This window comes from Nesterenkonia salmonea, assembly GCF_005771525.1.
GTDB lineage: Bacteria > Actinomycetota > Actinomycetes > Actinomycetales > Micrococcaceae > Nesterenkonia > Nesterenkonia salmonea.
Genome location: NZ_VAVZ01000006.1, coordinates 86,922 through 111,565, shown reverse-complemented (window position 1 = coordinate 111,565; position 24,644 = coordinate 86,922). Strand labels below are relative to the sequence as shown.

General features: G+C 60.7%; 19 protein-coding genes and 1 pseudogene. 9 read left to right on the top strand and 11 right to left on the bottom strand.

Features of this window, described 5'->3' with window-relative positions; translation table 11 throughout:
- Positions 1-42: 42 nt before the first annotated feature.
- From FEF26_RS03595 to leuS, 4 genes are all read right to left on the bottom strand, one after another.
- On the bottom strand, positions 43-1,119 hold the full coding sequence (locus FEF26_RS03595; protein WP_138252173.1) for a ComEC/Rec2 family competence protein: 1,077 nt from the start codon (positions 1,117-1,119) through the stop codon (positions 43-45).
- A 2-nt stretch (positions 1,120-1,121) separates the two neighbouring features.
- Complete coding sequence (locus tag FEF26_RS03590) at positions 1,122-1,862, bottom strand: helix-hairpin-helix domain-containing protein (protein WP_166432899.1); 741 nt, start codon at positions 1,860-1,862, stop codon at positions 1,122-1,124.
- 128 nt (positions 1,863-1,990) lie between these two features.
- Entirely contained in the window at positions 1,991-2,965 is a 975-nt protein-coding gene (locus tag FEF26_RS03585) for a DegV family protein (protein WP_138252171.1), read from the bottom strand.
- Positions 2,966-2,991: 26 nt separating this feature from the next.
- Positions 2,992-5,496, bottom strand: a complete 2,505-nt coding sequence (leuS, locus tag FEF26_RS03580; RefSeq protein ID WP_424991718.1) for a leucine--tRNA ligase — start codon at positions 5,494-5,496, stop codon at positions 2,992-2,994.
- A gap of 19 nt (positions 5,497-5,515) precedes the next feature.
- Here leuS and FEF26_RS03575 point away from each other — a divergent pair, with 19 nt between their 5' ends.
- Positions 5,516-6,529 (top strand): alpha/beta fold hydrolase, encoded by a 1,014-nt coding sequence (locus FEF26_RS03575; RefSeq protein WP_138252170.1) that lies wholly within the window; start codon positions 5,516-5,518, stop codon positions 6,527-6,529.
- A 24-nt stretch (positions 6,530-6,553) separates the two neighbouring features.
- Here FEF26_RS03575 and FEF26_RS03570 read toward each other — a convergent pair whose 3' ends face one another.
- The 4 genes and pseudogenes from FEF26_RS03570 to FEF26_RS03555 form a co-directional block, all read right to left on the bottom strand.
- Positions 6,554-8,536, bottom strand: coding sequence for a primosomal protein N' family DNA-binding protein (locus FEF26_RS03570; protein WP_138252169.1), 1,983 nt, complete (start codon positions 8,534-8,536; stop codon positions 6,554-6,556).
- A 114-nt stretch (positions 8,537-8,650) separates the two neighbouring features.
- Complete coding sequence (metK, locus tag FEF26_RS03565; protein WP_138252168.1) at positions 8,651-9,844, bottom strand: methionine adenosyltransferase; 1,194 nt, start codon at positions 9,842-9,844, stop codon at positions 8,651-8,653.
- A 382-nt stretch (positions 9,845-10,226) separates the two neighbouring features.
- Positions 10,227-11,051, bottom strand: a pseudogene (locus FEF26_RS03560) (MFS transporter); the annotation flags it as partial.
- A 65-nt stretch (positions 11,052-11,116) separates the two neighbouring features.
- A complete protein-coding gene (locus tag FEF26_RS03555) occupies positions 11,117-12,685 on the bottom strand; it encodes a class I adenylate-forming enzyme family protein (RefSeq protein ID WP_138252166.1) in 1,569 nt (522 codons plus the stop codon).
- A 263-nt stretch (positions 12,686-12,948) separates the two neighbouring features.
- Between FEF26_RS03555 and FEF26_RS03550 the strand changes: the two genes are divergently transcribed.
- Genes FEF26_RS03550 through FEF26_RS03535 form a run of 4 tightly spaced genes read left to right on the top strand, consistent with a single transcriptional unit; the run spans position 12,949 to position 17,942 of the window.
- Positions 12,949-14,163 (top strand): TAXI family TRAP transporter solute-binding subunit, encoded by a 1,215-nt coding sequence (locus FEF26_RS03550; RefSeq protein ID WP_138252165.1) that lies wholly within the window; start codon positions 12,949-12,951, stop codon positions 14,161-14,163.
- Positions 14,160-16,223, top strand: a complete 2,064-nt coding sequence (locus FEF26_RS03545; protein ID WP_208012834.1) for a TRAP transporter permease — start codon at positions 14,160-14,162, stop codon at positions 16,221-16,223. The genes FEF26_RS03550 and FEF26_RS03545 overlap by 4 nt, the downstream gene beginning before the upstream one ends.
- Positions 16,220-17,062: an enoyl-CoA hydratase/isomerase family protein gene (locus FEF26_RS03540; protein ID WP_138252164.1), complete on the top strand. Its 843-nt coding sequence runs from the start codon at positions 16,220-16,222 to the stop codon at positions 17,060-17,062. The genes FEF26_RS03545 and FEF26_RS03540 overlap by 4 nt, the downstream gene beginning before the upstream one ends.
- Positions 17,055-17,942, top strand: coding sequence for a 3-hydroxyacyl-CoA dehydrogenase family protein (locus FEF26_RS03535; protein WP_138252163.1), 888 nt, complete (start codon positions 17,055-17,057; stop codon positions 17,940-17,942). The genes FEF26_RS03540 and FEF26_RS03535 overlap by 8 nt, the downstream gene beginning before the upstream one ends.
- Here FEF26_RS03535 and FEF26_RS03530 read toward each other — a convergent pair.
- Entirely contained in the window at positions 17,930-18,844 is a 915-nt protein-coding gene (locus FEF26_RS03530) for a LysR substrate-binding domain-containing protein (RefSeq protein ID WP_138252162.1), read from the bottom strand. The two genes, FEF26_RS03535 and FEF26_RS03530, sit on opposite strands and share 13 nt — an antisense overlap.
- A gap of 131 nt (positions 18,845-18,975) precedes the next feature.
- Here FEF26_RS03530 and FEF26_RS03525 point away from each other — a divergent pair, with 131 nt between their 5' ends.
- Genes FEF26_RS03525 through FEF26_RS03510 form a run of 4 tightly spaced genes read left to right on the top strand, consistent with a single transcriptional unit; the run spans position 18,976 to position 23,100 of the window.
- Positions 18,976-20,184, top strand: coding sequence for a CaiB/BaiF CoA transferase family protein (locus tag FEF26_RS03525; RefSeq protein WP_243730390.1), 1,209 nt, complete (start codon positions 18,976-18,978; stop codon positions 20,182-20,184).
- Positions 20,181-20,624 (top strand): acyl-CoA thioesterase, encoded by a 444-nt coding sequence (locus FEF26_RS03520; RefSeq protein WP_138252160.1) that lies wholly within the window; start codon positions 20,181-20,183, stop codon positions 20,622-20,624. Before FEF26_RS03525 ends, FEF26_RS03520 begins: the two co-directional genes overlap by 4 nt.
- Complete coding sequence (locus FEF26_RS03515) at positions 20,621-21,823, top strand: acyl-CoA dehydrogenase family protein (RefSeq protein WP_138252159.1); 1,203 nt, start codon at positions 20,621-20,623, stop codon at positions 21,821-21,823. Before FEF26_RS03520 ends, FEF26_RS03515 begins: the two co-directional genes overlap by 4 nt.
- A 53-nt stretch (positions 21,824-21,876) precedes the next feature.
- A complete protein-coding gene (locus FEF26_RS03510) occupies positions 21,877-23,100 on the top strand; it encodes a thiolase family protein (protein ID WP_138252158.1) in 1,224 nt (407 codons plus the stop codon).
- Between the two features lie 14 nt (positions 23,101-23,114).
- On the opposite strand, the gene coaBC is transcribed toward FEF26_RS03510, so the two are convergent.
- Both coaBC and rpoZ read right to left on the bottom strand, forming a co-directional pair.
- Positions 23,115-24,356 carry a bifunctional phosphopantothenoylcysteine decarboxylase/phosphopantothenate--cysteine ligase CoaBC gene (coaBC, locus tag FEF26_RS03505; protein WP_138252157.1) on the bottom strand — a complete coding sequence of 414 codons (1,242 nt, stop codon included), beginning with the start codon at positions 24,354-24,356 and terminating at the stop codon, positions 23,115-23,117.
- Positions 24,357-24,370: 14 nt separating this feature from the next.
- Complete coding sequence (gene rpoZ / locus FEF26_RS03500) at positions 24,371-24,637, bottom strand: DNA-directed RNA polymerase subunit omega (protein ID WP_138252156.1); 267 nt, start codon at positions 24,635-24,637, stop codon at positions 24,371-24,373.
- Positions 24,638-24,644: the final 7 nt, after the last annotated feature.

Below are 24,644 nucleotides of genomic sequence, written 5' to 3'. Positions count from 1 at the left end.
CCCTGGCTGACCAACGAAAGCCTCGAAGAACAACAGGGCCAGCTACACCACTACACGGGACTTGACCAAGACCAGAAGCAGGATCACGCATAGACACAGCAGCGCTGAGGAAGCCCGTCCACGTCCAGCGAACACAGCCAAGGCCCCGATCGATCCCATTACGGCAGCGCGAATTACGCTCGGTGCAGGTTGAACAAGCATCACGAACAGCACAAGCCCACAGACCAGCATGGGCAGTGTGCTCCAACGCGGCATGCGCAGCATGCGTGAAAGTCCCAGCAGCGCACCCATCACTAAGGCGCAGTGGGTTCCGGAAACCACCGTCATATGCGTCAGCCCGGAGACTCGCATAGCTTCGGTAAGTTCAGCACTCTGAGCGGAGCGGTCCCCCAATATGACGCCGGGCAACAGTGCAGGCGACTCCCCCACGGCATACGAGGCTTGATGAGCGGTGGCATCGCGGAGACTGTTGAAAACACCGGATATGTGAGCCCACCGGTCCGGACTCCGCTGACGCGGCTCATCGGATCCGAAGGGGCGCAGGACAGCCGTGGCACGTTCGGCGGCGGCTGTGCTGGAGAGACGCATTGTCGCCGTATACCGATGCCCGGCCTCTAGCTCAGTATCGGTGAAGATCACGACTTCCGCCCTGACCGGGTGGGGATTTTCACCCCAACTCGTCACAATTGCCTGGCTCCTATAGCCGTCTCCGCTGAGCTGTTGAACCGGGAGAGCATCTCTCGTGACCCGAAAGGTGACACTGACCGGCACCTCAGAGGTCACCGCATCGGCCCAACCGGACTCCTGGTGACTGTGCTGAGTCTGCGCAGCCGACAAGGCCACACCCGACGCTACTCCAGCGCTCAGCGCCATGTGGAGTATCAGTACCTCTGTGCGGCGCCACCAGCTTGGGGTGGCCGTAGTGGTCGCTTGTGCTGAAGACCTCGCTCCCCTCAGCGCAAACACACCAACAGTGGCAAGCAGTGCGCCTGCGAACAGCCACGACCCAACGTGCAGCGAAATGGGAAACCCGCTGTGCACCACCACAAGGGCTGTTGCCCAACCGGCGAGAGATGCAGGAACAAGCCGCAGATCGAGAGCCTGGCGCTGCTCAGTCATGGTCACCACGTGACATCGTCCGCGATGCTTTCAATAATGGCCGGACCGATCCCACTGACTGCGGCGAGTTCCTCCAAGGATCCGAATCCTCCGTTGGCTTCGCGGTACGTGACGATTCTGTCCGCCAGCGCTGGACCGATACCTGGAAGCTGCTCCAGTTCGTCAGCTGGCGCCGAATTCAGATTCACTGGCGTGCCCTCACCGTTCCCGTTGAGCTCATGCGACCCAGATCCGGCCGGCGGTCCGTGCCCAGCCTCCAATTCCTCTACTGTCGGTACATAGATCATGTCCCCGTCAACTACCGGTGCGGCAAGGTTTGCACCCTCAGGGGCGGCGTCTGCGGTGAGCCCGCCAGCGGCCTCCACGGCATCTATTGCTCGATCGTCGGCGGCCATGTGGACTACCTGCGGCTCATGCACGGCCCCCGCGACGTGAACCACCACAATCTCAGGCGACTCAGAAGCTTCTGCCTGATCCTCGGGCTCCTGACTAGGTGCCTCCTGCGGGCGACTTTCCAACGTTTCCTCAAGCGATGGCGGCTCGGGCAGAGCGCGCGCAGAAGGCCGCGAGGTGAACCAGGAGACGGCCGCCCAGGTCACCATCACCACCAGAAAAACGGTGACGGCTCCCAGCCGCAAACCGAATCGCGCTGGCGTGGCGTGTTCTGCCTTCCGCTGCGCCCTAAGATGTTCTCGACGGGTTACCAGCTCCTCAGCTGGAGACCCCGCGTCCTGCTGTTCCATGGACTTCAGGCTAGGTTCTTCAGTCGTTTGCATCCCCCGATAGCCGCATTGTGTGGAGGGACCGGAGGGTCGTTGTTCAGAGAGCAGCTGCTGGGGATAACTCCGCAGGGTGCTGCAAGTTGGGCGGGCTAGCTGCTGCCGCTGACGCTGATACCCAAGGCCCCTAAACCGAGATGAGCAGCCAATCCGGGGGGCAGCTCAATCACAGGTACAGGCTGCGCAGAATATGGCCGGACCTGTGCCGCGAGTTCGGCGGCGTCTTCGGGATTGCCGCAACATTGAACGCCCAGCTGTGGATTCGGCAAGGTCTCGGCATGCTCAATGGCTGCCTCGGACATGCGAGCGACAGCCCGAGGCATGGAGTGGGTCCGCTCCACCATCACTATCTCCCCGCTTCGGAGAGCCAAGAGCGGTTTGATGCGCATCACTGACCCCACCAGAGAAGCCACCCGATTGATTCTTCCTCCGCGGCGCAGCTGTTCCAGGCTTGGGACCGCAAAAAAGGAACGTGAGCCGGATGCCACAGTCTTCGCCGTCTGCGCGACTTCGTTCGCGCTCCCTCCGAGGCGCGCCGTCAGCGCAGAAGCTATCACAGCGTGACCGAGGCCCAAACCGGCCTGCTCCGAGTCGACAACGGTGACCGGGAAAGGCGCGTCCCTCGCCGCGAGCCGGGCTGCGTCCACAGTTCCTGAGAGCTTCGCAGAGAGATGGATGGACACTGCCCCGGCGAAACCGGCCTCATGCAACTGCTGGTATGTCTCGGCGATGCGTCCGGGTGAGGGACGTGAAGTGCGCACCGGAAGCCCCTGAGCTAACGCCAGCGGCAAGTCCCGGGTGAGCTCATCCGAAGCTTCAGGGTAAATCTGACCCTGCTGAGGGGTCGAATCGATCATCACCGGAATGGGCACAACTCTTATGTGATCACCGAGCACACCCAGCTGAAGATGTCCTGTTGACGGGTCCACGGGAAGGCCGCAGGCGGCATCGGTGACCACTGCGATGCGCCCGCGGCTCCGCCGCAAGACGGGTTTACGTCCCGGCACTGCGGAGCGCCTGGAGAGCAGCTCGGAGTCCAGGGACTGCACCCAGCTGACAGTGTCCATTGCCGCCTCTGACTGAATAGGGGGTTCTACCCTGTCACAACATTCACAAGCTTTGGCGCCCGGACAATCACCTTGCGGATCCCTCCGTCATCAGCGATGTACTTCTGAATCTTGGGAAGAGCCAGCGCCTGCTGCTCCAACTCCTCTTCCGTGATGTCCGCCGGCACCTCGAGCTTATCGCGCAGTTTGCCCTTGACCTGTACGACAGCTGTGATGGTGTGCTGGACCAGCAGAGCTTCATCAACGGATGGCCAGGCAGAGTTCGCCACCGACGGCTCATGGCCCAGTTTGGCCCACATGTCCTCCGCTGTATAGGGCGCGACCAGGGAGAGAACCTGGGAGGTGAATTCGGCGGCTTCACGAACAGCAGGGTCATCCGAACCGGCCCCTGAGTCGAGTTCTTTTCGAGCGGCGTTGACCAGCTCCATGATGCGGGCTATCACCACGTTGTACTTCTGATCGTCCAATAATGATTGAGCATCAGCGATCGTTCGGTGAGTCACAGCCCGCAGCTTCTTGGCTCCGTCCGCAGGGTCCACGCCGGGTGCACTTGTGACATCCTGCGCCAGACGCCAGGCTCTGGCCAAGAATTTCTGGCTGGCAGCGGGGCTGACGTCGGCCCAGTCGACGTCGTCTTCCGGTGGTGAGGCAAAGACCATTGTCAGTCGGATGGCGTCGACACCAAACTCGTCCAGCTGTTCACCCAAGTGCACGCCGTTGCCCAGCGACTTTGACATCGCCTTACCGCCGTTGAGCACCTGTCCCTGATTGAGTAGTGCGCGGAAGGGTTCCACAAAGTTGACCAGCCCCATATCGTGGAGCACCTTGGTGATGAAACGGGAGTAGAGCAGGTGCAGAATCGCGTGCTCCACGCCGCCAACATACTGATCGACGGGCAACCATTGATTCGCCTCATCAGTTGGGAAAATCACTTGGCTCGATGTGGGATCGATATAGCGGATGTAGTACCAGGAAGAGTCCACGAAGGTGTCCATGGTGTCTGTGTCCCGGGTGGCGGACTCTCCGCAGCGCGGGCAGACTACGTTCACCCAAGCAGCGTTGGCAGCCAGCGGCGACTTACCCTTGGGGGCCAGCTGCTCGCCGCGCATATCAGTCGGCAGCACCACCGGCAGCTGATCCTCGGGAACAGGCACCTCTCCGCACTCGGCACAGTGGATGATGGGAATGGGTGCTCCCCAGAAACGCTGGCGTGAGACGAGCCAATCGCGCAACCGGAAATTGACAGTGCTGCGCCCGGCCCCTTTGCGATTGAGCCAATCGATGATGGTGGCCTTGGCCTCCTCCACCTCCAACCCGTCCAGTGAGATGTCACCGTGGGAGGAGTTGATAGCCGCCCCTGCGCCGGTGTACGCCTCACCGTCGAAGTCCTCTGGGGGCTGAACTGTCCGCACGATCGGCAGATCGAAGGTCTTGGCGAACTCCCAGTCACGTTGGTCCTGACCGGGCACACCCATCACAGCGCCTGTCCCATAGTCCGCCAGCACATAGTCGGTCGCGTAGACCGGCATTTCGGCTCCGGTGGCGGGATTAGTCGCGTAGACGCCGAGGAAAACGCCGGTCTTCTTCCGGTCAGTGGCCTGACGTTCGATGTCTGAGACTGACTTCAGCTGCTCCCGGTAGGACTCCAACTCAGCCCGCTGCTCGTCCGTGACGAGTTCACCGGCCAACTGCGCGTCCGCTGCCACCACGAAGAAGGTGGCACCGAAGAGTGTGTCCGGGCGGGTGGTGAACACAGTGACGGTGTGTCCCCCATCTACGGCGAAGTCGACATAAGCTCCTTCGGACCGTCCGATCCAGTTGCGCTGCATGGCCAGCACGCGCTCCGGCCATGAGCCTTCCAACTGGCTCATATCCTCCAACAGCCGGTCAGCGTAGTCGGTGATTTTGAAGTACCACTGATTCAGCGCCTTCTTGGTCACCATCGTGCCGCATCGTTCGCAGGCTCCGGAGACGACCTGCTCATTGGCCAGCACAGTCTGGCAGGAGGGGCACCAGTTAACCGGGGAGTCCTTCCGGTAGGCCAGGCCCTGTTCGTAGAGCTTCAGGAACAGCCACTGGGTCCACCGGTAGTACAGCTCATCCGAGGTGTGCAGCCGCCGGGTCCAGTCGGTGCTGATGGCATAGCGCTTGAAGCTGGTGGCCTGAGTCTCGATGTTGCGGTAGGTCCACTCTGCAGGGTGCGCGTTGTTCTTGATGGCGGCATTCTCTGCGGGCAGCCCGAAGGAATCCCAACCGACTGGGTGCAGCACGTTGTATCCGCGCAGCCTCCAATAGCGCGCAGGCACGTCCCCGATGGCAAAGGCCTCGGCGTGACCCATGTGCAGGTCACCGGATGGGTAGGGGAACATATCGCAGACATACTTCTTGGGCCGATCGTCGGCAGAGTCGGCCACAAAGGTCCCGTCCTGCTCCCAGAACGGAAGCCATGTGGCTTCAATCGTTCGGAAGTCGTAGGACTGCTTTTCAGCGGTTTCGCTCACAGGTGCGCACCTCAACAGTTCACGGAAAATTCGACTCAGGACAGTCTAGATGGTTATCGGACTCGCTACGCTGTGGTTCGTGGGAAAAATACAGACGACGACGCAGCCTCGCTTCCTCCCTGCGCCTTGGGCGGAGTATTCGCGACGGGAACCTGAGCAGCTCACCGTCCCGATTCATTGTGAGCTTGACGGCCAGCACATACGTGCCGAGACTACGGTCTGGCGGTATCGCCCTACCGTGGAGGCACCTGCTTCGGCACGCCTTCTGCTTGTCCACGGCTTCCGGGGCGACCACCATGGCTTGCAGCTGATCACTGACGGTCTTCCCGAGTTCGAAGTGCTGGTGCCAGACCTGCCCGGATACGGACAGTCCCCGCCCCTGAAGGCGCAGAACGGTAGGCATGTTGAGCACACACTCGGCCTCTATGCCGCGTTCGTTGAAGCCTTGGCCGATGCCATGGACCTCGGTCAGAACGATTGTCTGGTGGGACATTCGTTCGGGACGATCATCTGCTCAGCACACTGTGCTCGGTCCAGCCGAGACTGGTCAGGTCTGGTGCTCAGCGCACCCATCAGCAATAGCATCTTCCGCGGCAGGCTTCTCCCGGGGGCAGCTCTGGTCGAGCTCTACTACCGCCTCACTCAGATTCTTCCTGAACGTGCAGGTGACACCGTACTACGCTCAGCCACCATTCTTGAAGTGATGAATCTCACGCTGGGCGTGGGATGGGATCACAAGTTGGCCGCTTTCGTGAAAGACCAACACCGTCAGTTCTTCGGCGGATATTCGGATCGGAGGACACTGCTGGAGTCGTACTGGGCTTCCAGTCGACATACGGCGACGCAGTTCGCTTCAGCAGTCAGAGTGCCGACACTGCTGCTGCCTGGAGCCCTCGATAATCTCAGCACAGTGAAAGGGTTGCGGCAGTTGCGCGACTTGCTCCCGCAGGGGCAGTTGGAGGTGATCCGCGGATCCGGACATCTGGTGCACTACGAAAAGCCAGCTCAGCTGGCACGGTCAATTCGCAGGTTCGTCGCTGAGGTGACCCGCACGGCGCCGTAAGTCGCTGTGGGCACTGAACGTGTTCTAGAACTGCAGCGCAGAGGTGTCGTCGACGGCGATGCGCAGTGCCCGTCCCTGCCCGGCGGAATAGGCAGACCCGGTTCGCCGGACCCGAGATATCTCTGAAATGATGCCTCCCGCCTGGGCGTAGCTGAAGAACAGCATCCAGCGGTGCGCTCCCTGATCCATCGGGGCCGGCCCAACCCAGTCAAGCCCTTCTGGAAGGTTCACCTCAGCTACGAACGCCTCAGCCTCCCGGGCCTCACCAGTGATGGTGAGCATGCGCACTGCTGGCGGCAGGTTCAGTTCCAATCGTCTGTAGAGCTCTCGTCTGGCATAGCCTGCTGGGTCCCAGCGGACAAGCGCGCCGGTCAATTCCGTGTCCTCTGCCGTGACGACGACGGCTCCGCGCTCGCTTCGCGTCCGGACCAGTGATGCGGCGTTGAACCACCGGGATAGCACCCCTCGTGGCACATCAAGGCCCTCCCTGGCCAGTTGGGCGTCTCCATCGAGGATCAGGGCCGCCGCATAGCCCTCAGCAACCACCGGTTCGACCCCCGGTGTGCTGATGATGAGCGAAGGTTTGTTCGTCACCTCATCAACGGGGTGGTCGCTCGTGGAAGAGATCACGGGAATGTTGGGGAAGGCTCTGCCAAGTTCCTGGGCTGTCCGGTCGGCGCCTATGGCCCCTGCCCGGAAACTGCCTGCACCGCATTCGGGGCAGCGGTGACCGCGCTGGTGTAATCCGCACCAGCGGCAACGCAGCGAATCAGACTGTCCGTAGTGGCCCGGCAGCGCCAGCGGCCCGTGACATTCAGGGCACACTTGCCGTGACCTGCAGCGCTCGCACAGCACCGCCGGGATGAATCCGGTACGCCCCACTTGGACCAGCACTGGACCCCGTTCAAGACCCTCTCGAGCGGTTTTGTATGCCACACCGGGGAGTCTGGCGCGCTGGAGGGTGGGATCGCGCTCCTGCTGGTAGGAGTCGCTGGAGGCTGTGACCAAGGGCGAAGCTGTGGTTCGCTCATGGCGGGGTGGACTGAGGTCCGTCAGCCAGCCACGTTCAACGAGTCGCTGAACCTCCAGGCTCCGAGAAGTCGAGATGAACCGTATTCCCGCACCGGTCTGAACGCTGCGCAGAAGCGCCACCTCACGGGTGTGGTGATACGGTGCACGGGGTTCCTGGTGGCTGGGATCCTGGTCGTCCAGGACAATGATCTGCGCTGGTCCATGAACGGGTGCAAACACCGCAGAGCGAGTTCCCAGTGCCACCTGTGCCTGCCCGTAGCGAAGCCGAAGGTAAGACCTGTAGCGCGGAGTCGGGCCCATCTCAGCGGTGAGTTGAGCGACCACGTCAATGCCGAGCTGCTGCTCCAGCAGTGGCCTCAGCCGGTCGACGTCTCGCTGGTCTGGTACGGCAACGATGACGCGTTTTCCGGCAGTACGAGCTTCTTGAGCAGCTGCCAGAACGAGGTGGGGCCAGCCGTCGGCACCAAATGATTTTAATGCGAGGGCGGTCTCACGCGGCCCAGGCTGGCTCGGTACCGGCTCAGGAACAGGTGCCTCGTGGCCAATGAACTCTTTCTCAACGCGAGCTGCGCGCTGTGGAATAGCGGCGCGCAGCACATCTGCGGTCACCCCCGCGTAGCGTTCTGCTACGCCTCGACATAGTCTGAGCACCTCGGCGGAGAGCAGTGGCAGCGGGGTGATGACTTTGCTGATCAGCGTGAGTCTGGGGGCAGTCGTCGTTTGGGTTCTTTCCAGAACGTATCCGGACATATCCCGCGAGGAGAAGCGTACTTTTACCCGGGCACCGGGGACGACCTGATCGTCAAGGTCTACCGGGACCGCGTAGTCAAAAATCCGGTCCAAGTGTGGCACCGGCGATTCCAAGAGAACATGCGCGATCGGCAGGTTACCTGTGGCTCCAGCGGGCAGCTTCGGCGCCGGGGCCGGCGCAAGTGCGTCCAGAAGTGCGGGCTGATCCCCGTCACGCTCAGTCACTTCCGCTCACCTCCTTCACGCCAGCGATCGTATCCTGATGCGCGGAAGATGCTCTGGGTTGAAATGAAACGGGTACGTCAGTGCGCAGCTTATGCTGAGATCAGGTGGGTGTGATCACGCGTTGAACTGCGAACGGAGAGCCTCGACACGATTGAGCTCTTCCCAGGGGAATTCTGGGCGTCCGAAGTGACCGTTCTTGGCAGTCTCCGCATAGATGGGCCTTTTCAGATCCAGATCCTCGATAATGCCCAGGGGGCGCAGATCGAACACTTCACGAATGGCTGCGGAAATCGCGACGGGGTCGACGTGCTCCGTGCCGAAGGTCTCGACGTAGATCCCCACCGGATGTGCCCGGCCTATCGCGTAAGCGATTTGGATCTCGGCGCGGTCGGCAAGGCCCGCCGCGACGACGTTCTTTGCCACCCAGCGCATGGCGTAGGCGGCAGAGCGGTCCACTTTGGATGGGTCTTTGCCGGAGAAGGCGCCCCCGCCGTGGCGGGCGAATCCTCCGTAGGTGTCGACAATGATCTTCCTGCCCGTCAGACCAGCATCACCGACGGGGCCCCCGACCACGAACGGGCCTGAAGGGTTGATGATTTCTTCCATTGCCCCGAGGTCCAATCCGGCCTCAGCGACCACCGGGGCGATGACGGATTCTGAGATGTCCGCGTGCAGCTGCTGCTGGGATGTTTCCTGGGTGTGCTGAGTCGAGACCACTACTGCATCGAGTGAGACGGGATTCGGGCCGTCGTAGCCGATGGTGACCTGCGTCTTGCCGTCGGGTCTTAGGTAGGCGAGGGTACCGTCCTGGCGCACTTTGGTCAGCTGCGCCGAGAGCCGGTGAGCCAGAGCGATCGGAGTGGGCATGAAGGTTTCGGTCTCATTGGTGGCATACCCGAACATGATTCCCTGGTCACCGGCACCTTGAGCCTCGCGTGGGTCCTGCGCTCCTGATCGCGCTTCTAGGGAGTTGAACACTCCCCCGGCGATGTCCGGTGACTGCTGACCGATAGATATGGACACTCCGCAGCGGGCCCCGTCGAAGCCATTGGCTGAGGAGTCGTATCCGATGCCCAGGAGGGTCGATCGGACGATCTGCGGAATTTCAACATAACCGTTTGTGGTGACCTCACCTGCCACATGCATCAGACCGGTGGTTGTCAACGCCTCCACGGCGACCCGTGAGTCGGGGTCAACAGCTAGCAGCGCATCAAGTATGGCGTCAGAGACCTGGTCACAGATCTTGTCTGGATGGCCAATAGTCACCGACTCGGAGGAGAACAGGCGAAGGGGGTTGGTTGAGGTCACCGGGTTATCCTACCGCGCGGTCGACCAACTGCGGAGAGGTCTATTTCTTCCAGAAGACAGTCTTCTCCACCCCTGATCCCAGAAGAAGCAGGCAGCCCAGCCACACGCCTCCCGAAGCGCCGACCACGCCGGTCAGACCACCAGCGGCCATCGGGACCAAGACTTGACCGACGCGGTTCCCCACGAGGCTCAGCGCCAAAGCTGAGGACCGGCAATGCAGCGGCACAGCTTCCGCTATGGCAGACATGGTCAGTGGCTGCCCCAACCCGAGGAAGAACCCACCCAGGGCGATCGTCAGTAGTGCCCAGGGAAAGTACTGGGTCACCGAAGTGGATGCACCCAGCATGCTGCCAGCACCCCACAGCGCAGTCACCACCAGCACATGCCGTGAGAACCATCGCCGCAGCAGCGGAAGCAGCACGCGGGAGAGCATCGAGGCGGCGGCGCGGGCTGCCAAGAGCACTCCGACCCACAGTGGAGAGATACCTGCTTCGTCGCCGACCAGAGGAAGGAACGCGGCCAACAGGTCCATCATGCCGATCAGTGCGATGGATGCGAAGAAATGTGACTTCACTCGCGGGGTGCGGATGATCTGCACCGCATGTGAGATCCCACCCTGATGAGGTACCTGCGATGACGGTAGGACGGAGTCATCGGCCCGGCGGTGACTGTGAAAGGTGCGACCGGATATAAGCAGGAGAACCGCGATGATGCCGGTGAGACTCGTCCCCCACCAGAGGGTGCGATCAATCGCCAGGGTGGCACCAGCGGCACCGGCAGCTGGGTCTAGGATGGCACCGGCCACCAGAGGGCCAACCATCTGCCCGGCCGCAAACCCTGCGGTGAACCATCCGAAGGCGAAATCCAATTGATCATTGCCTGCGAATCGAGCAATGGCTGCTTGACCCGCGATGACCACGACGATCTGACCGACTCCCAGCAGCGCGCTGGCTGCCGCGATCCCGGCCACATGTGGAGCCGCAGCCGTTCCTGCCGCCCCAAGACTCATCAATGCTGTCCCAAGCAGCAGAAGAGGCCGAAGAGACGACGCGCGCTGAGCACGAGAAGCGGTGGCAAGGGCGAAAAGGACTGGCAGGAGGGAATATAGCGCGGTGACTAGGCCGACGGTCATGCCATCGGCACCGAGGTCGATTAGTTTATAGGTGGTGGTGGGACGGATCAGGTGAATCGCTGCCTGGCTGAGCACTGCCACGGCCACGAGCAGCCAGAGCCACCTAGTGGTGGAGGGCCTGCTCCTCCCGGAGGATCGGCTCACGAGAACGCGGATGCAACGTGCCGACGGAGCACTTTCCCCGTAGATGAGTGAGGCAGTTCCTGGCAGATCTTCACAATGCGTGGATGTTTATAGGCTGACAGCTGATCCCTGGCGTAGGCCTTGATGAGCTCCTCCGTCACCTGTTCCTCCGGACTGGGTACCACCAGCGCGGCGATCTCTTGGCCCACACGGTCGTCGGGCAGCCCCACCACGACCGCTTGCGCAACTCCTGGATGGTTCTGAAGCACCTGCTCAACCTCGGACGGGTAAACGTTGTAGCCAGCGCGGATGATCACATCTTTGATGCGGTCGACGATATATACATAGCCGTCCTGGTCGATACGAGCCATATCCCCGGTGCGGAACCACTCGCCATCGAAAGTGGCTTCAGTCTCATCCGGTTCACCCACATAGCCGTTGAACAACGTCGGACTCCTGACATGCAGCTCCCCCACGTGGCCCGCACCGGGGGGGGGGAGAACCGAACCATCCTCATCTGCGATGCGCATCTCGACGCCCCAAGAGGGCGTTCCCACAGAGCCAGGCCTGCGCTCGCTGCGGCTCTGGTTGACGCAGACTGAGGACGTCGTCTCCGAGGCGCCGTATCCCTCCAGGAGCGCGGCCTCCGGGAACATCTCCTCGAACTGCGAGATGACACCCGGACGCAGCGTGGATCCCCCCGAAGTGACGCGGCGAACCGAACTCAGATCCCGACCCTGAGCACCTGCCTGTATGAAGTCGCTGAGCATGGTGGGAACGGCAGAGAAGCGTGTGACGCCGTGTTCTTCGATCAGCCCCAGAACTGTCTCAGGGTCAGCTTTCTGAGCGAGTACCAGGGTCATGCCCCAAGCCATCGAGACGTTCAGGATCCCGGACATTCCGAAGACGTGGAACAGCGGAAGACAGGCGAGCGCAACCTCTTCCGATGACGGGTCGCTGCGTGTGGTGAGGGCAGTGCAGCTCATCCAGAGGTTGAAGTGGCTCAGAGCAGCGCCCTTCGGCATGCCGGTCGTGCCTGATGTGAATATCACCACTGCATCGTCATCAGCGCGGCTCACGACGGCTGGCTGAGGCGCCCGCTGGTCAGCTCGTCTGAGCAATTCGCTGAATGCGAGGAAGTCTCGAGCTCCTGAGGAGCTGACCTGGGCTGTGATGGTGTCCTGTGCGCCCTCGTCATCCGTATCGACGATCAGCAGGAAGTCCTCGATCTTGGTGGCTGCGTCCATCACGGTCCCCGCCGTGGACGCAGGGACAACTGCACCACGGCAGCCTGCAGCAGAGAGGATATGCTCCACTTCCCGTTCTACGGCCAAGGGGTTGAAGGGAACGACGATCATCCCGGCACGCAGCACGGCATAGTAGGTGATGACGAACGGAGCCGTGTTCTTCAGTTGAAGACCAACTGCCTCTCCAGGATGGAAACCCTGCTCCGCAAGGCCGTGTGCCACTTCAGATATCGCGTGGTCCAGTTCGGCGAACGTCCACCGCTCGGCTCCTTCTATCAGAGCTATCTTCTCAGGGTATCTGCGGGCAGACTGGGCCACCATCGTGGACAGATCGAACATTGCTGCTCCTTCGTGCAGGGCTGGGCCGGACCTGGGAGCCAACCTCCATCATTGCGTGACGGACAACACGTAATCACCGTCTTGTGGGCATCGCAATAACCACAAGGCGCTATTACTGGACACCTCATGTTTTCATACCGCATGAGTATTACTATCCCGATTTAGTGGTGTGCGTCATGCAACAACAGGTATAAATTGCGGTGGAACGCCCTGAGTGACTGGGCTCACATGACAGACAACCGGCAACGTCACGGGAGAGCATCTTGACGAAACACATCAGCCGCCGCAGTTTTCTGGCAGGTACGGCAAGCTTGACCGCGGCCGGATATCTCAGCGGCTGCTCACCTGCGTCAACGAACGTGAATTCAGCTCTGCCCCGTCAGTTGGTTTGGTCCACCTACGGGATAGGCACGGGGACGTACAACGACCTGGCGGCAATTGCGAACACTCTCACCAGTGAAGTTGGCGTGCCAGTCAGGCTAATGACGTCCGATACGGGAATCGGCCGTCTGGCCCCCCTGATCAATGGCACTGCGGACTACGCGCGAGCAGGCGACGAGTATTACTACGCCTTCGAAGGCAATGATGAGTTTGCCTCTGAAATGTGGGGCCCACAGAGACTCCGTCAGGTGTGGACACCTCCGGGGAACTATGGCGTCCTTGTCCGCGAAGACAGCGGAATTGAAACTGTCGGCGATTTGGAGGGCCGGCGCTACCCCCGCCTGACGGCCAGCACGTCGATGAACCGAAAGCTCGAAGCCATCCTCAACTATGACGGGCTGACAGGCGATGACGTGGTTCAGGTCGATATCTCCTACGCCGAACAGGTTGAGGCGCTGCGCACCGGACAGCTTGACGCTCTCTACCACAATACGGTTGGTTCGAATATCGAGGAGTTGGCTTCTCAACATCCGATCCGCTGGCTGGACCTCGGCGGTGACGATCCTTCCCGCTACGACACGTGGGAGGAGCTCGCGCCAATGGTCCGGCCCGGCGAATTCACCGAGGCTGCAGGCATGGAACCGGGAGAGTCCGCCGTCAATATGCAGTACACCATCCCTCTCACCACACTGGCCGACCGCCCGGTCGAAGAGGTTTCGACGCTCATTGATTACATCGACCACTACTACGACCAGTTCAAGGACGTCACTCCAGATGCGCCTAACTTCGCCCGGGACGCGATCCTGCTGGACCCCATGGTGGTTCCTTTTCATGACGGCTCAGTGGATTTCTTAGAGGCCGTGGGTCGCTGGACGCCAGACCTCGAAGCCCGCCAACAGGCTCTACTGGAGCGTGAGGAGCTGATGGCTGACGCTTGGCCGCCCTTTCTCGAAAGCAACTCAGAAGTCGAGGAGCTCTCCCTCCGCTGGGTGGACTGGAAGGCCGAAAATCTGCCTGAGCTTCCCACCATCGAGGATGTCCCGGATCCCGGCGATGAACCAAGTGATGACCCAGACGAGAATGGAGCTTCCTCATGAGAACAGCTACACGTGAGGATCACTCTCAACGGGGCATCGGAGATGAGCCCTCCTTGGAATCACCCAATGAGGACGACATGCAGCAGCTCATCGCGACAACTGCCACGCGGAATCATCGGCTGACTCGCTTCTGGAGCGCAGTGGTGATCGTACTCACCGTTGTCGGGATTCTACTCTCCATGAATCAAGTCTTCTTTTGGAATCTTGGTGGGCTGGCGATTCTGACCAACGCCTATCTGTATCTTCTCCTGGCCTGCTTCCTTCCGATTGTCTTCATCGTGTGGCCGTTGCGGAAGAGAGATGAGGACAACGACCCGCCTGGAACCTCCGGCGTGCCCTGGTATGACGCCGCCATAGTTGTCCTGACGATCCTCACCTGCCTGTACTTCGCCGTCAACGGCGTAGAGATTCAGGAGTACGGCTGGGAATTCATCGCTCCAGTGCCGGCCACGATTCTCAGCTTCGTGCTGTGGTTGGTTGTGCTGGAAGCTCTGCGCAGAAGCTCAAGCTGGATCGTGGCGGTACTAGCCTTAGCTCTCTCCCTCTATCCCCTGACTGCCGAAGGAATCCCCTTTGCCATCTTGCAGGGAATCCCATATGACCTCATCACCGTCGCTCAGGTCCACGCGATGGGTCCAGAAAGCATTCTCGGACTTCCTATGGAAACCGTAGGCAGCATCCTGATCGGCTTTCTGCTGTTCGGAATTGTGCTGCAGCACACCGGCGGGGCAGAATTTTTCCACCGACTCTCTATGGCCATCTTCGGCCGGTACCGCGGAGGTTCTGCCAAGGTTTCGGTGGCGAGCTCCGCGACTCTGGGAATGATGAGCGGGTCTGCGGTGTCCAATGTGCTCACCACGGGCCCCATGACTATTCCAGCAATGAAGAAGTCCGGCTTCAGCCCTCGCATGGCGGGTGCAGTGGAAGCGACGGCCGCTTCCGGGGGATCCATCACGCCACCCATCATGGGCACTGTGGCCTTCCTGATGGTTTCATTCGTCGGCGTCTCCTACACGGAAGTGCTGATCGCCGCCACAATCCCGGCAGTTCTGTACTTTCTCTGCATCTTTGTTCAGATCGATGGCTATGCCGCTCGGCAGAATCTTGCAGGGACGTCGAAGCATCTGCTACCGCGGGTCAGCGCAGCCCTCATCTCCGGGTGGCCCTACATCGGCTCACTGATTGTGCTTACTGCCATGCTTTTCAGCACAGGATCTGAGGCCCAGGTGCCCTACTGGATCGTCGCGATACTTATGGTCATCGCCTTTCTGAAGCCCAATCTGCGCTTTGGGCCCAAGGAATTCACAGCGATGCTGTTGGATGCCGGCAAGACTCTTGGACAGATTATCGGGCTGATCGCCGGCGTAGGGCTGATTCTGGGAGGTCTTTCAGCGACCGGGGTCGCCCTGTCCCTGTCTCGCGACCTGGTTGCGCTGGTCGGTGACAACCTCATCCTGATCCTCATTGCCGGAGCAGTGGTCTGCTTTATTCTCGGCATGGGTCTGACAATCTCGGCCGCCTACGTCTTCCTAGCCATCGTGATGGTTCCAGCGGTGACAGCGCTCGGCGTAAATCCCATCGCTGCACATCTCTTCGTCATCTACTGGGCATCCGTGTCATACATCACGCCTCCCGTGGGTCTGGCGGCCTTCGCCGCGGCCAGCATTTCCAAAGCCTCGGCTATGGGCACGTGCTTGACCGCTATGAAGCTGGGGGCTGCGAAGTACATCGTTCCTTTCGGGTTCGCGCTCAACCCCGCGCTGGTTGCCCAGGGCACACTGACTGAGGTCCTGACTGCCTTTGCTCTGAGCATCATTGCCGTCATAGCCATTGCGACCGCCATCAACGGATGGCTGCCGTTGGTGGAGCATCAACCTGCCTGGATCGCCCGACCGCTGTTGGGTGCCGGCGGCGTCCTGCTGTTTCTTCCGACCCTTTGGGCGGCGATCACCGGACTGGCCCTCATTGCTGCGGCCATCGCCCTCACATACCTGGCCAAGCGTTCTGCTGGCGCGGCCTCACTGTCAACCCCCAAAACACTGCAGGAGGACAAAGTATGAATACGTCACCCAGCCCCTCGAGGAGCTCCCCTGAGTTGATCAAGGTGGAGAACACCCAAGGTATTGCCTGGGTCACTATCAACCGCCCTGACTCCCGCAACGCCATGAACAGCCAAGTATTGGCTGAGGTGTCCGCATCTTTGGATGAACTGTATGACGATGACGATGCCCAGCTCCTGATCTTCACCGGCGCCGGAGAAAAGGCCTTCGTCGCCGGGGCCGATATCAATGAGCTCGCCCGCCGGACTCCCGCAGATGGCCTGACTGCCACCATGCAGCGCCTCTACGAAAGAATTGAGAAGTTCCCCAAACCCACCATTGCTGCAGTCAACGGCTATGCCTTTGGCGGTGGACACGAACTGGCACTGAGCTGCGATATTCGTATCGCTTCGACCAATGCACAGTTCGCGCTCCCGGAAACCGGCTTGGGGGTGCTGCCTGCCGCCGGGGGCACGCAGCGCCTAGCCAAGATCGTCGGCACTGGCCGGGCAACTGAAGTCATCCTTACCGGGCGGCGGGTCAGCGCTGAGGAAGCATTGTCCTGGGGCCTCGTCTCAGAGGTGGTGGAACCAGCAGATCTCACAGATGCTGCACGGCGGTGCGCTGAGAATATCCTTGCCCGTGGCCCGCTGGCTCTGCAGCTGGCAAAAACCGTGGTCCAGCATGGTTTCACCGTCGATGCCAGCACCGGAATGCTGCTTGAGCGGCTTGCGCAAGCGGTGCTCTACAGCACAGATGAGAAGGCAGAAGGAACACAGGCCTTCCTCGAGAAGAGACGCCCCGACTTCCGCACAGCATCCGCGACCCCAACACAGAACAAGGAGAATCCGCATGCCTGAAGTCCCAACTTCATGGGAGCCCGACATCGCCCGAATAACCGTCATCGGAGCTGGCACGATGGGTGCCCAGATTGCCATGCAAGCAGCACTCTGCGGTTTTCAGACTGATCTGATCGACATCAAGGAAGAGCAGTTGGGACAGGCACAGAGTTCGCTGGCCAAACTGATGGATCGAGACGTGGAAAAGGGCCGTCGGAGTCAGCAGACTGTCGATGCTGCGTGGCAGAGACTTCACCTCAGCACCGACCGGGCGAGCGCCGTATCGCGCACCGATTTCGTCATCGAAGCGGCGGTGGAGGATCTTCCGGTGAAGAAGCAGCTTTTCGCCGAACTTGACGAACTAGCTCCGGTGCATGCCATCCTCTCCACCAACTCATCCAATATTGTCTCCTCCCGCATCGCAGAGGCGACAGCCAGACCTGACCGAGTGTGCAATATGCATTTCTTCAACCCCGCACTCATCATGAAGTGTGTGGAGGTTGTCCCCCATACCGGGACCTCCGAAGAAACACTGGAGAAAACGGCGGCTCTCGCTGAAGCTTTGGGTAAGGATCCGGTTCGACTCCGCAAAGAGGTGCCCGGTTTCGTTGCCAACCGGCTGCTCAATGCCATACGCAAGGAAGCTCTCAGCCTCTACAACCAGGGCGTAGCTGGTTTCGAGGACATCGACACGGCTGCGCGAACCGCACTGAGGCATCCCATGGGGCCCTTCGAACTGATGGATCTGGTTGGAATCGACGTGGCCTACCTGATTCGTATGGCTGAGTATGAGCAGACCGGAGACCCCGAGTCACTCCCAGATCCCGCCATCAGAGAGCTCTACGAGGCGGGGCGATACGGCAGGAAAAGCGGCCGCGGTTGGTACACCTATGAGAGCTGACTCTCTGAGCGGGGATCAGGAAACATCCGTTCCGCCAGCTCGACCACAGCACGCAGAGCTGAACTGGCATCAGCGCCTCGCCATATCATGCGCACCTCCAGAGGTTTGCCGCCTCTGGCCAGTGGCACGAAGGAGACGCCGTCGGAAGCAATATTGTCCCGAACGGAGTCCAGCGTAAGAGAACAGCCCAAACCAGCACCCACCAGCACCACCAGCGTCCAAGAGTCGGGCGCGGTCTGGACGACACGTGGCACAAAACCGGCGGCCATGGCTAGGGAGTTGAGCCGGTTCTGGAGCGCTGCGCCAGCACCGGCCGGCAGAACGATCCAGGGGTCTTCTGCAAGTTCCGCCATGCTCAACTGTTCTCTGCCAGCGAGCGGGTGTGATTCGGGAAGTGCCACCAAGAGCTGTTCCAACCCGATGACCGCCGAGTCGATTCCAGCCGGCAGAAAATCCCAGCGCCCGATGACCAAGTCGAGGGATTCGTCAACTACCCGTTGGAGACCGAGATGAGAGAACTGGGAACTATAGAGTTCGAGACTGATGCCCGGGCGCGCTGCCCGGATATTGCGAGCCAGTTGTCCGACCTGGCGGTTGATGGAAGCCCCGGCGAAACCCAGGCGCACTTTGCCGGTCTCCCCCACCATGGCGCTGCGAACCGACTGCTTCGCACTCTCCGAAACAGACACGAGAGTCTGCGCGTCTTCCAGCAGAGCCTGTCCCGCGGAGGTGAGAGCAACATGGCGTGTGCTGCGCTCGAACAGAGTAGCCCCCATGGTGCGCTCAAGCTGGCGGATCAGGCGACTCAGAGGTGGCTGAGCCATTCGAAGACGCGCGGCGGCACGACCAAAGTGCAGTTCTTCCGCGACGGCAAGAAACGCCCGCGCTTGATTGACTTCCATGCCACTCCCACTATTTCTACTCGGGTATCAGAGTACCCATCATTTTGTATTGGACAGAACTCAATAGTAATGGTTCTGTGGTTTACAGCACACTGATTGAAAGAGGAATCATGCCGGATGCACCCCCTCACGTGACTATTCCAACTTCTGCTCACGACCGGAAGGACATCTCGCCGGGGCCCCTGAGCGGCGTCGTCGTTGCCGACTTCACCCGCATTCTGGCCGGCCCATACTGCACAATGCTGCTTGCAGACATGGGTGCGACCGTTATCAAGGTCGAAGCTCCCTCGGGGGACGATTCGCGCACCTGGATACCGCCCGCACGTGAAGGTGTCAGCACCTATTACTTAGCGGTGAATCGCAATAAGCACTCAATTGTGCTCGATCTTCGTGACCCTGCGGATCTCGAAACCGCACACGAAATCGTGGATCAGGCTGATGTCCTGATCGAGAACTTCAAACCCGGGGGGCTCCTCCGCTACGGACTGGATGCCTCGCAGACGACCGAAGCCCATCCCGAACTGATTCATACCAGTATCACCGGCTTCGGCAGCGGTGGTGGGAAGAACATGCCTGGTTACGACCTCCTGGTCCAGGGTCTCTCTGGACTCATGTCGGTGACCGGCTCCCCTGAGCGGGATCCTCAACGGGCTGGGGTAGCAATGTTCGACGTCATTACGGGCCTTCACGCAGCGACCGGCATTCTCGCCGCGCTGCACGAACGGGGCGTCTCGGGGCAGGGGCAGCATGTGGAACTGGACCTGCTCTCCTCCGCGCTCTCGGGCCTCGTCAACCAGACGGCGGGCTACGCTGCCTGTGGCAACGTCCCGCAGCGGCTGGGCAATGACCATCCCAGTCTCTACCCCTATGGGCCTTTTCCCACCGCCGAGAAGGATCTTATCATCTGCGCGGGCAATGACCGGCAATTTGCCCGCCTCGTCTCCAACCTGGGATTCGGCTGGGCCGCTGAGGACCCACGGTTCGCGACGATGGAGGAACGAAACCAAAATCGCAGCACCCTGAGAGAGCTGCTGGTTGAGGCCCTCAGTCAGAATTCCGCGGAACACTGGTTCGAAGTTCTTCAGGAGGAGGGGATTCCATGTGCCCCAATTCTCAACATTGGGGAAGGAGTCCAGTTTGCGGAGCGCCTGGGGCTGAACCCAGTGGTCACCGCCGGTCAGCAGAGTGAGGAGGTACCCACCATCAAACATCCAGTGCAGTTCAGCAGGACACCGGCCCACTACGGAAAAGCTCCACCGCGGTTGGGAGCCGACAGCGAGCAGGTGCGAGAGTGGCTCCTCAGCCGAAGCAGGGACTCCGCACAGGAAACATCAGTATGACCTCCGCCTACAGCCCGCCAGCGGTGGCATTCCAGACAACGCTGCAGGTCCGCTGGTCCGATCAGGATCTCAACGGCCACGTCAACAACGCCCGGGTCATCACGCTGCTCGAAGAAGCCCGCATTGAGGCCACCCGGAGTTGGAGCGCAGGCTCTGCGGATCACAGTGACCTCGTCAGGGTGGTGCGCAGCATGTCGGTGGCTTTCCACCAGCCAGTGCACTACATCCCAACGCTGAGCGCCTACGTCTGGGTCACTCGCATCGGGAACACGTCATTCACAATTCGCCATGAGCTGATTCAACACGGTGCTCTCTGCGTGGCCGGAGAGGCGGCGATGGTTCTCGTCGACCCCACCACCGGTCGGCCCTCCCCTCCAACCATGTCCCTTCGAGCCGGCCTTCACAAAGCCCTCTCTCACGATGCGAAAGGTTCACTATGACATCGGTCATCGAACACCCTGACTATTTTCTGCTCGATGAAGGTCTTACTGACGAGGAACTTCACCTGCGCGACGAGGTCCGTGAATTCGGTATCCAGCATGTGCTGCCTGTCATCAACAAATACTGGGAGCGAGGAGAGTTTCCGGAGCCGGTGCTGAGCCCCTTGGCCGACATAGGCATCGTCGGCGGCTTCATTCCAGACTATGGATGCCCAGGACTCTCCCGACGAGCAGCCGGTGTCGTGGCCAGGGAAATGGGACGGATCGACGGCTCCGTCAACACCTTCTTCGGAGTCCATTCCAATCTCTGCATGGGAAGCATCTACATGCTGGGAAACGAGGAGCAGCGGAAACGGTGGCTGCCCAGCATGGCCACATTGAAGCGCACCGGAGCGTTTGCGCTTACGGAGCCTGACCATGGTTCCGACTCCGTCTCCCTAGAGACCAGTGCCCGCCAAGTGGGTGAGTCATGGATTCTCAACGGCCATAAGCGGTGGATCGGCAACGGACATGCCGCCGACGTCGTTGTGATCTTTGCGCGCGACGAGGCCGACTCGCAGGTGAAAGCCTTCGTTTTGGAACGTCAGCCCGACGGGACCTATCCACAGGGTTACCGCCCCGAGGTCATCACTGGAAAGATAGGCAAGCGTTCCATCAACCAGGCCGATATTGTCATCGACAACCTCAAGATACCGTCGGAGAACCGACTGGCTGACTGCCACAGCTTCAAGGGCGTCAACCGGGTACTGCGAGCAACCCGAGGTGGGGCGTCCTGGGAGGCAGTTGGCCACGGCATGGCGGCAATGGAGATCGCCGCCGACTACGCTCTCAGGCGCGAGCAGTTCGGTGCGCCTATAGGGAGCTACCAGCTGATCCAGGAGAAATTGGCCACGATGCTCTCTGACCTCACCGCTATGCAGCTGATGTGCACACGCATGTCGGAGCTCGCTGAAGCAGATCGACTGACTGATGGCATGGCTTCCCTGGTGAAGATGACTACATCGCGAAAGGCGTTGGCCATGTGCCGTGAGGCGCGGGACATCCTGGCTGGTAACGGGCTGCTGCTGGAAAACCACATCTCCCGCCACTTGACCGACATGGAAGTGGTCTCCACCTACGAGGGAACAGACTCGATGCAGGCCCTAATCGTCGGGCGGGACATCACAGGCATCTCGGCTTTCGCCCGGAGTCGCCGCTGAACGCAGGTAGTAATCGTCTCCTCTAATTTTCCCAAAAACCTGGAGGTCGCATCATGGTAGCCGCAACTCCCTTCATCTCACCGGCGGCATTCTTAGTCGGGGGCACCCGAACACCCGTTGGCCGCTATGCAGGTTCGCTGTCGCCTGTACGCCCCGATGATCTTGCAGCCTTGGTCGTCAAGCAGACTATAGAGGATGCCGGCATCGACCCTACAGACGTGGATGAAGTAATCCTCGGCAACGCGAACGGTGCCGGAGAAGAGAATCGTAATGTCGCCCGTATGTCTTGGTTGCTCGCTGGCTTTCCCGAGACGGTCCCAGGGGTCACCGTCAATCGTCTCTGCGCCTCGGGAATGTCAGCGATTGCCATCGCCTCGCAGATGATCGCAGCCGGAGATGCCGACTTGGTGGTGGCTGGCGGTGTGGAGTCGATGTCTCGCGCCCCGTGGGTCATGGCCAAGCCGACAACTGCTTTTCCTCGTCCGGGCGAAGTTGCCGATACATCCATCGGCGCACGGTTCGTCAATCCAGAACATCTCAAGCACGAGAAGCGTATGTTTTCGATGCCGGAAACAGCTGAGGAGGTTGCCCGGATCGACAGAATTAGCAGGAATGACGCTGATGTCTTTGCCCTTCAGTCCCACCAGCGTGCTGTGGCCGCCCACAACGCCGGTAGGTTGGGGCGCGAGATCACACCTGTTGAGGTATCGAATCGGAAGGGCCAAGTCAGCGTCGTGGCGGCTGACCAGGGACCCCGCCCGGACAGTTCTCTTGGGGCGCTGTCTCAGCTCCGAACAGTAGTCCCAGGCGGATCAGTGGTAACCGCCGGCAATGCGTCAAGTCTCAACGACGGCGCTTCGGCAGTCCTGGTGGCTTCAGAACGTGCGGTCGAAAAATACGGCCTGGCTGCCCGAGCGCGTGTGGTGGGCAGAACCAACGCCGGTATCGCACCAGAAGTCATGGGGCTCGGTCCCGTGCCCGCGACTCAGAAAGTACTGGAACGCACTGGCTGGGACCTCGATGACATTGGGGCCGTCGAAATCAACGAGGCGTTTGCTTCACAGTCTCTTGCGTGCATTCGGCGTCTAGGTTTGGATCAGGGGGTTGTCAACGCTGACGGAGGTGCCATCGCCCTGGGGCATCCCCTGGGCTCCTCGGGGTGCAGGATCGTCGTCACCCTCCTACGCCGGATGGAGGACGAGGGCGCAGCACGTGGGTTGGCGACTATGTGCATAGGCATGGGTCAAGGAGCAGCGATGCTGCTCGAACGGGTCTGATCGACCAGCACTGGTTAGGTCGCTAGCAGTTGATGAAGACGTTGGATCACCAATGCCGCGGCTTCACGCTTGGAGCCGATCACGTGGTCAGGTTCAAAACCTTGAAGCTGCTGCTGCGCGGCGTCCGAGGCTAAAATGTGGATTTCCGTACTGTCCAGACCGAAGACCAGGTTCTCCCCAACTCGATTAAGCACCAACAGCTCACAGCCCTTGCGTTGGAGTTTCAGCTGGGCCAGTTCCAACGGGTCGCTCTTTTCGTCACCGGTCTCAGCCGCGAAGCCGACGATGACTTTTGGCCCGGTGCCCCGGTGGTTGCGCCTTGCAACTGTTTCGGCGAGGATATCGGGGTTTCGTTCAAGCGTGATGATTGGGCTGGCACCGTTGTCGGACTTCTTGATCTTGGTATGAGCGTAGTCGGCAGGCCGAAAATCAGCCACGGCCGCAGACATGATGAGGGCATCGGCTTGCTCGGCTCTCGACATCACGGCTGCATGCATCTGCTCCGTAGTCCCAACTGAGACCACCTCAATGCAGGCGAGTTCGGGACCAGGCTGCTGCTCCATGGATCCGGCAATGAGTGTGACCTGCGCTCCCGCTGACCGGGCGGCGTCCGCCAATGCGAGTCCCTGCTTTCCGGAGGATCGATTGCCCAAGTACCTGACGGGGTCGAGCGGTTCACGAGTGCCGCCAGCGGTGATCAGCACTCTTCTACCCGCTAAAGGTCCACCCTCTTGGTGCAGCAGAAGATCTACCTCGGCTCTGATCTGGTCCGGCTCAGGCATCCGGCCCGGACCTGAGTCTGCACCGGTCAGCCTGCCCACGGCTGGTTCCATGACATCAATACCGCGGTCTCGGAGGACTGCCACATTGTCTTGGGTAGCTGCATTGCGCCACATTTCTGTGTGCATGGCAGGGACCAGAAGTATGGGCGCCTCGGTCGCCAGGAGGGTCGTTGTCAGGAGGTCACTGGCCATACCCGCGCGCACCCGAGCCAGGAAATCTGCCGTGGCAGGAGCCACCACAATGAGGTCTGCTTCTTGCCCTAAGCGGACATGCCGAACCTCTTCAACACCTTCGAAGACGCTTGTGCTGACAGGGCGCCCACTCACGGCTTCCCAGGTGGCGTTTCCGACGAACTCCAAGGAGCTCTCCGTGGGGATGACATCGACCTGGTGGCCGTCCTCCTTGAGGAGCCGGGCGAGGTAGACCGCCTTATAGGCGGCGATGCCTGCGGAGACTCCGAGAACTATGCGCATCGTGGCGCGCCGGGTCAGGCTGCCGGTGCCTCAGCGGCAGGCTTCTGCACCAGCAGGTCCTCATTGATCTCGCGCAGAGAGATCGACAGGGGCTTCTCATTGAGCTTGGTCTCAACCAGAGGACCAATATGCTCGAAGAGACCTTCATGGAGCTGCGCGTAGTAGTTGTTGATCTGGCGTGCACGCTTAGAGGCGAAAAGCACCAGCGAGTACTTGGAATCGGCCTTCTTCATGAGGTCGTCGATCCGCGGGTTGATGATGCCTTCGAGCTGCTCAGTCACTCAAGTT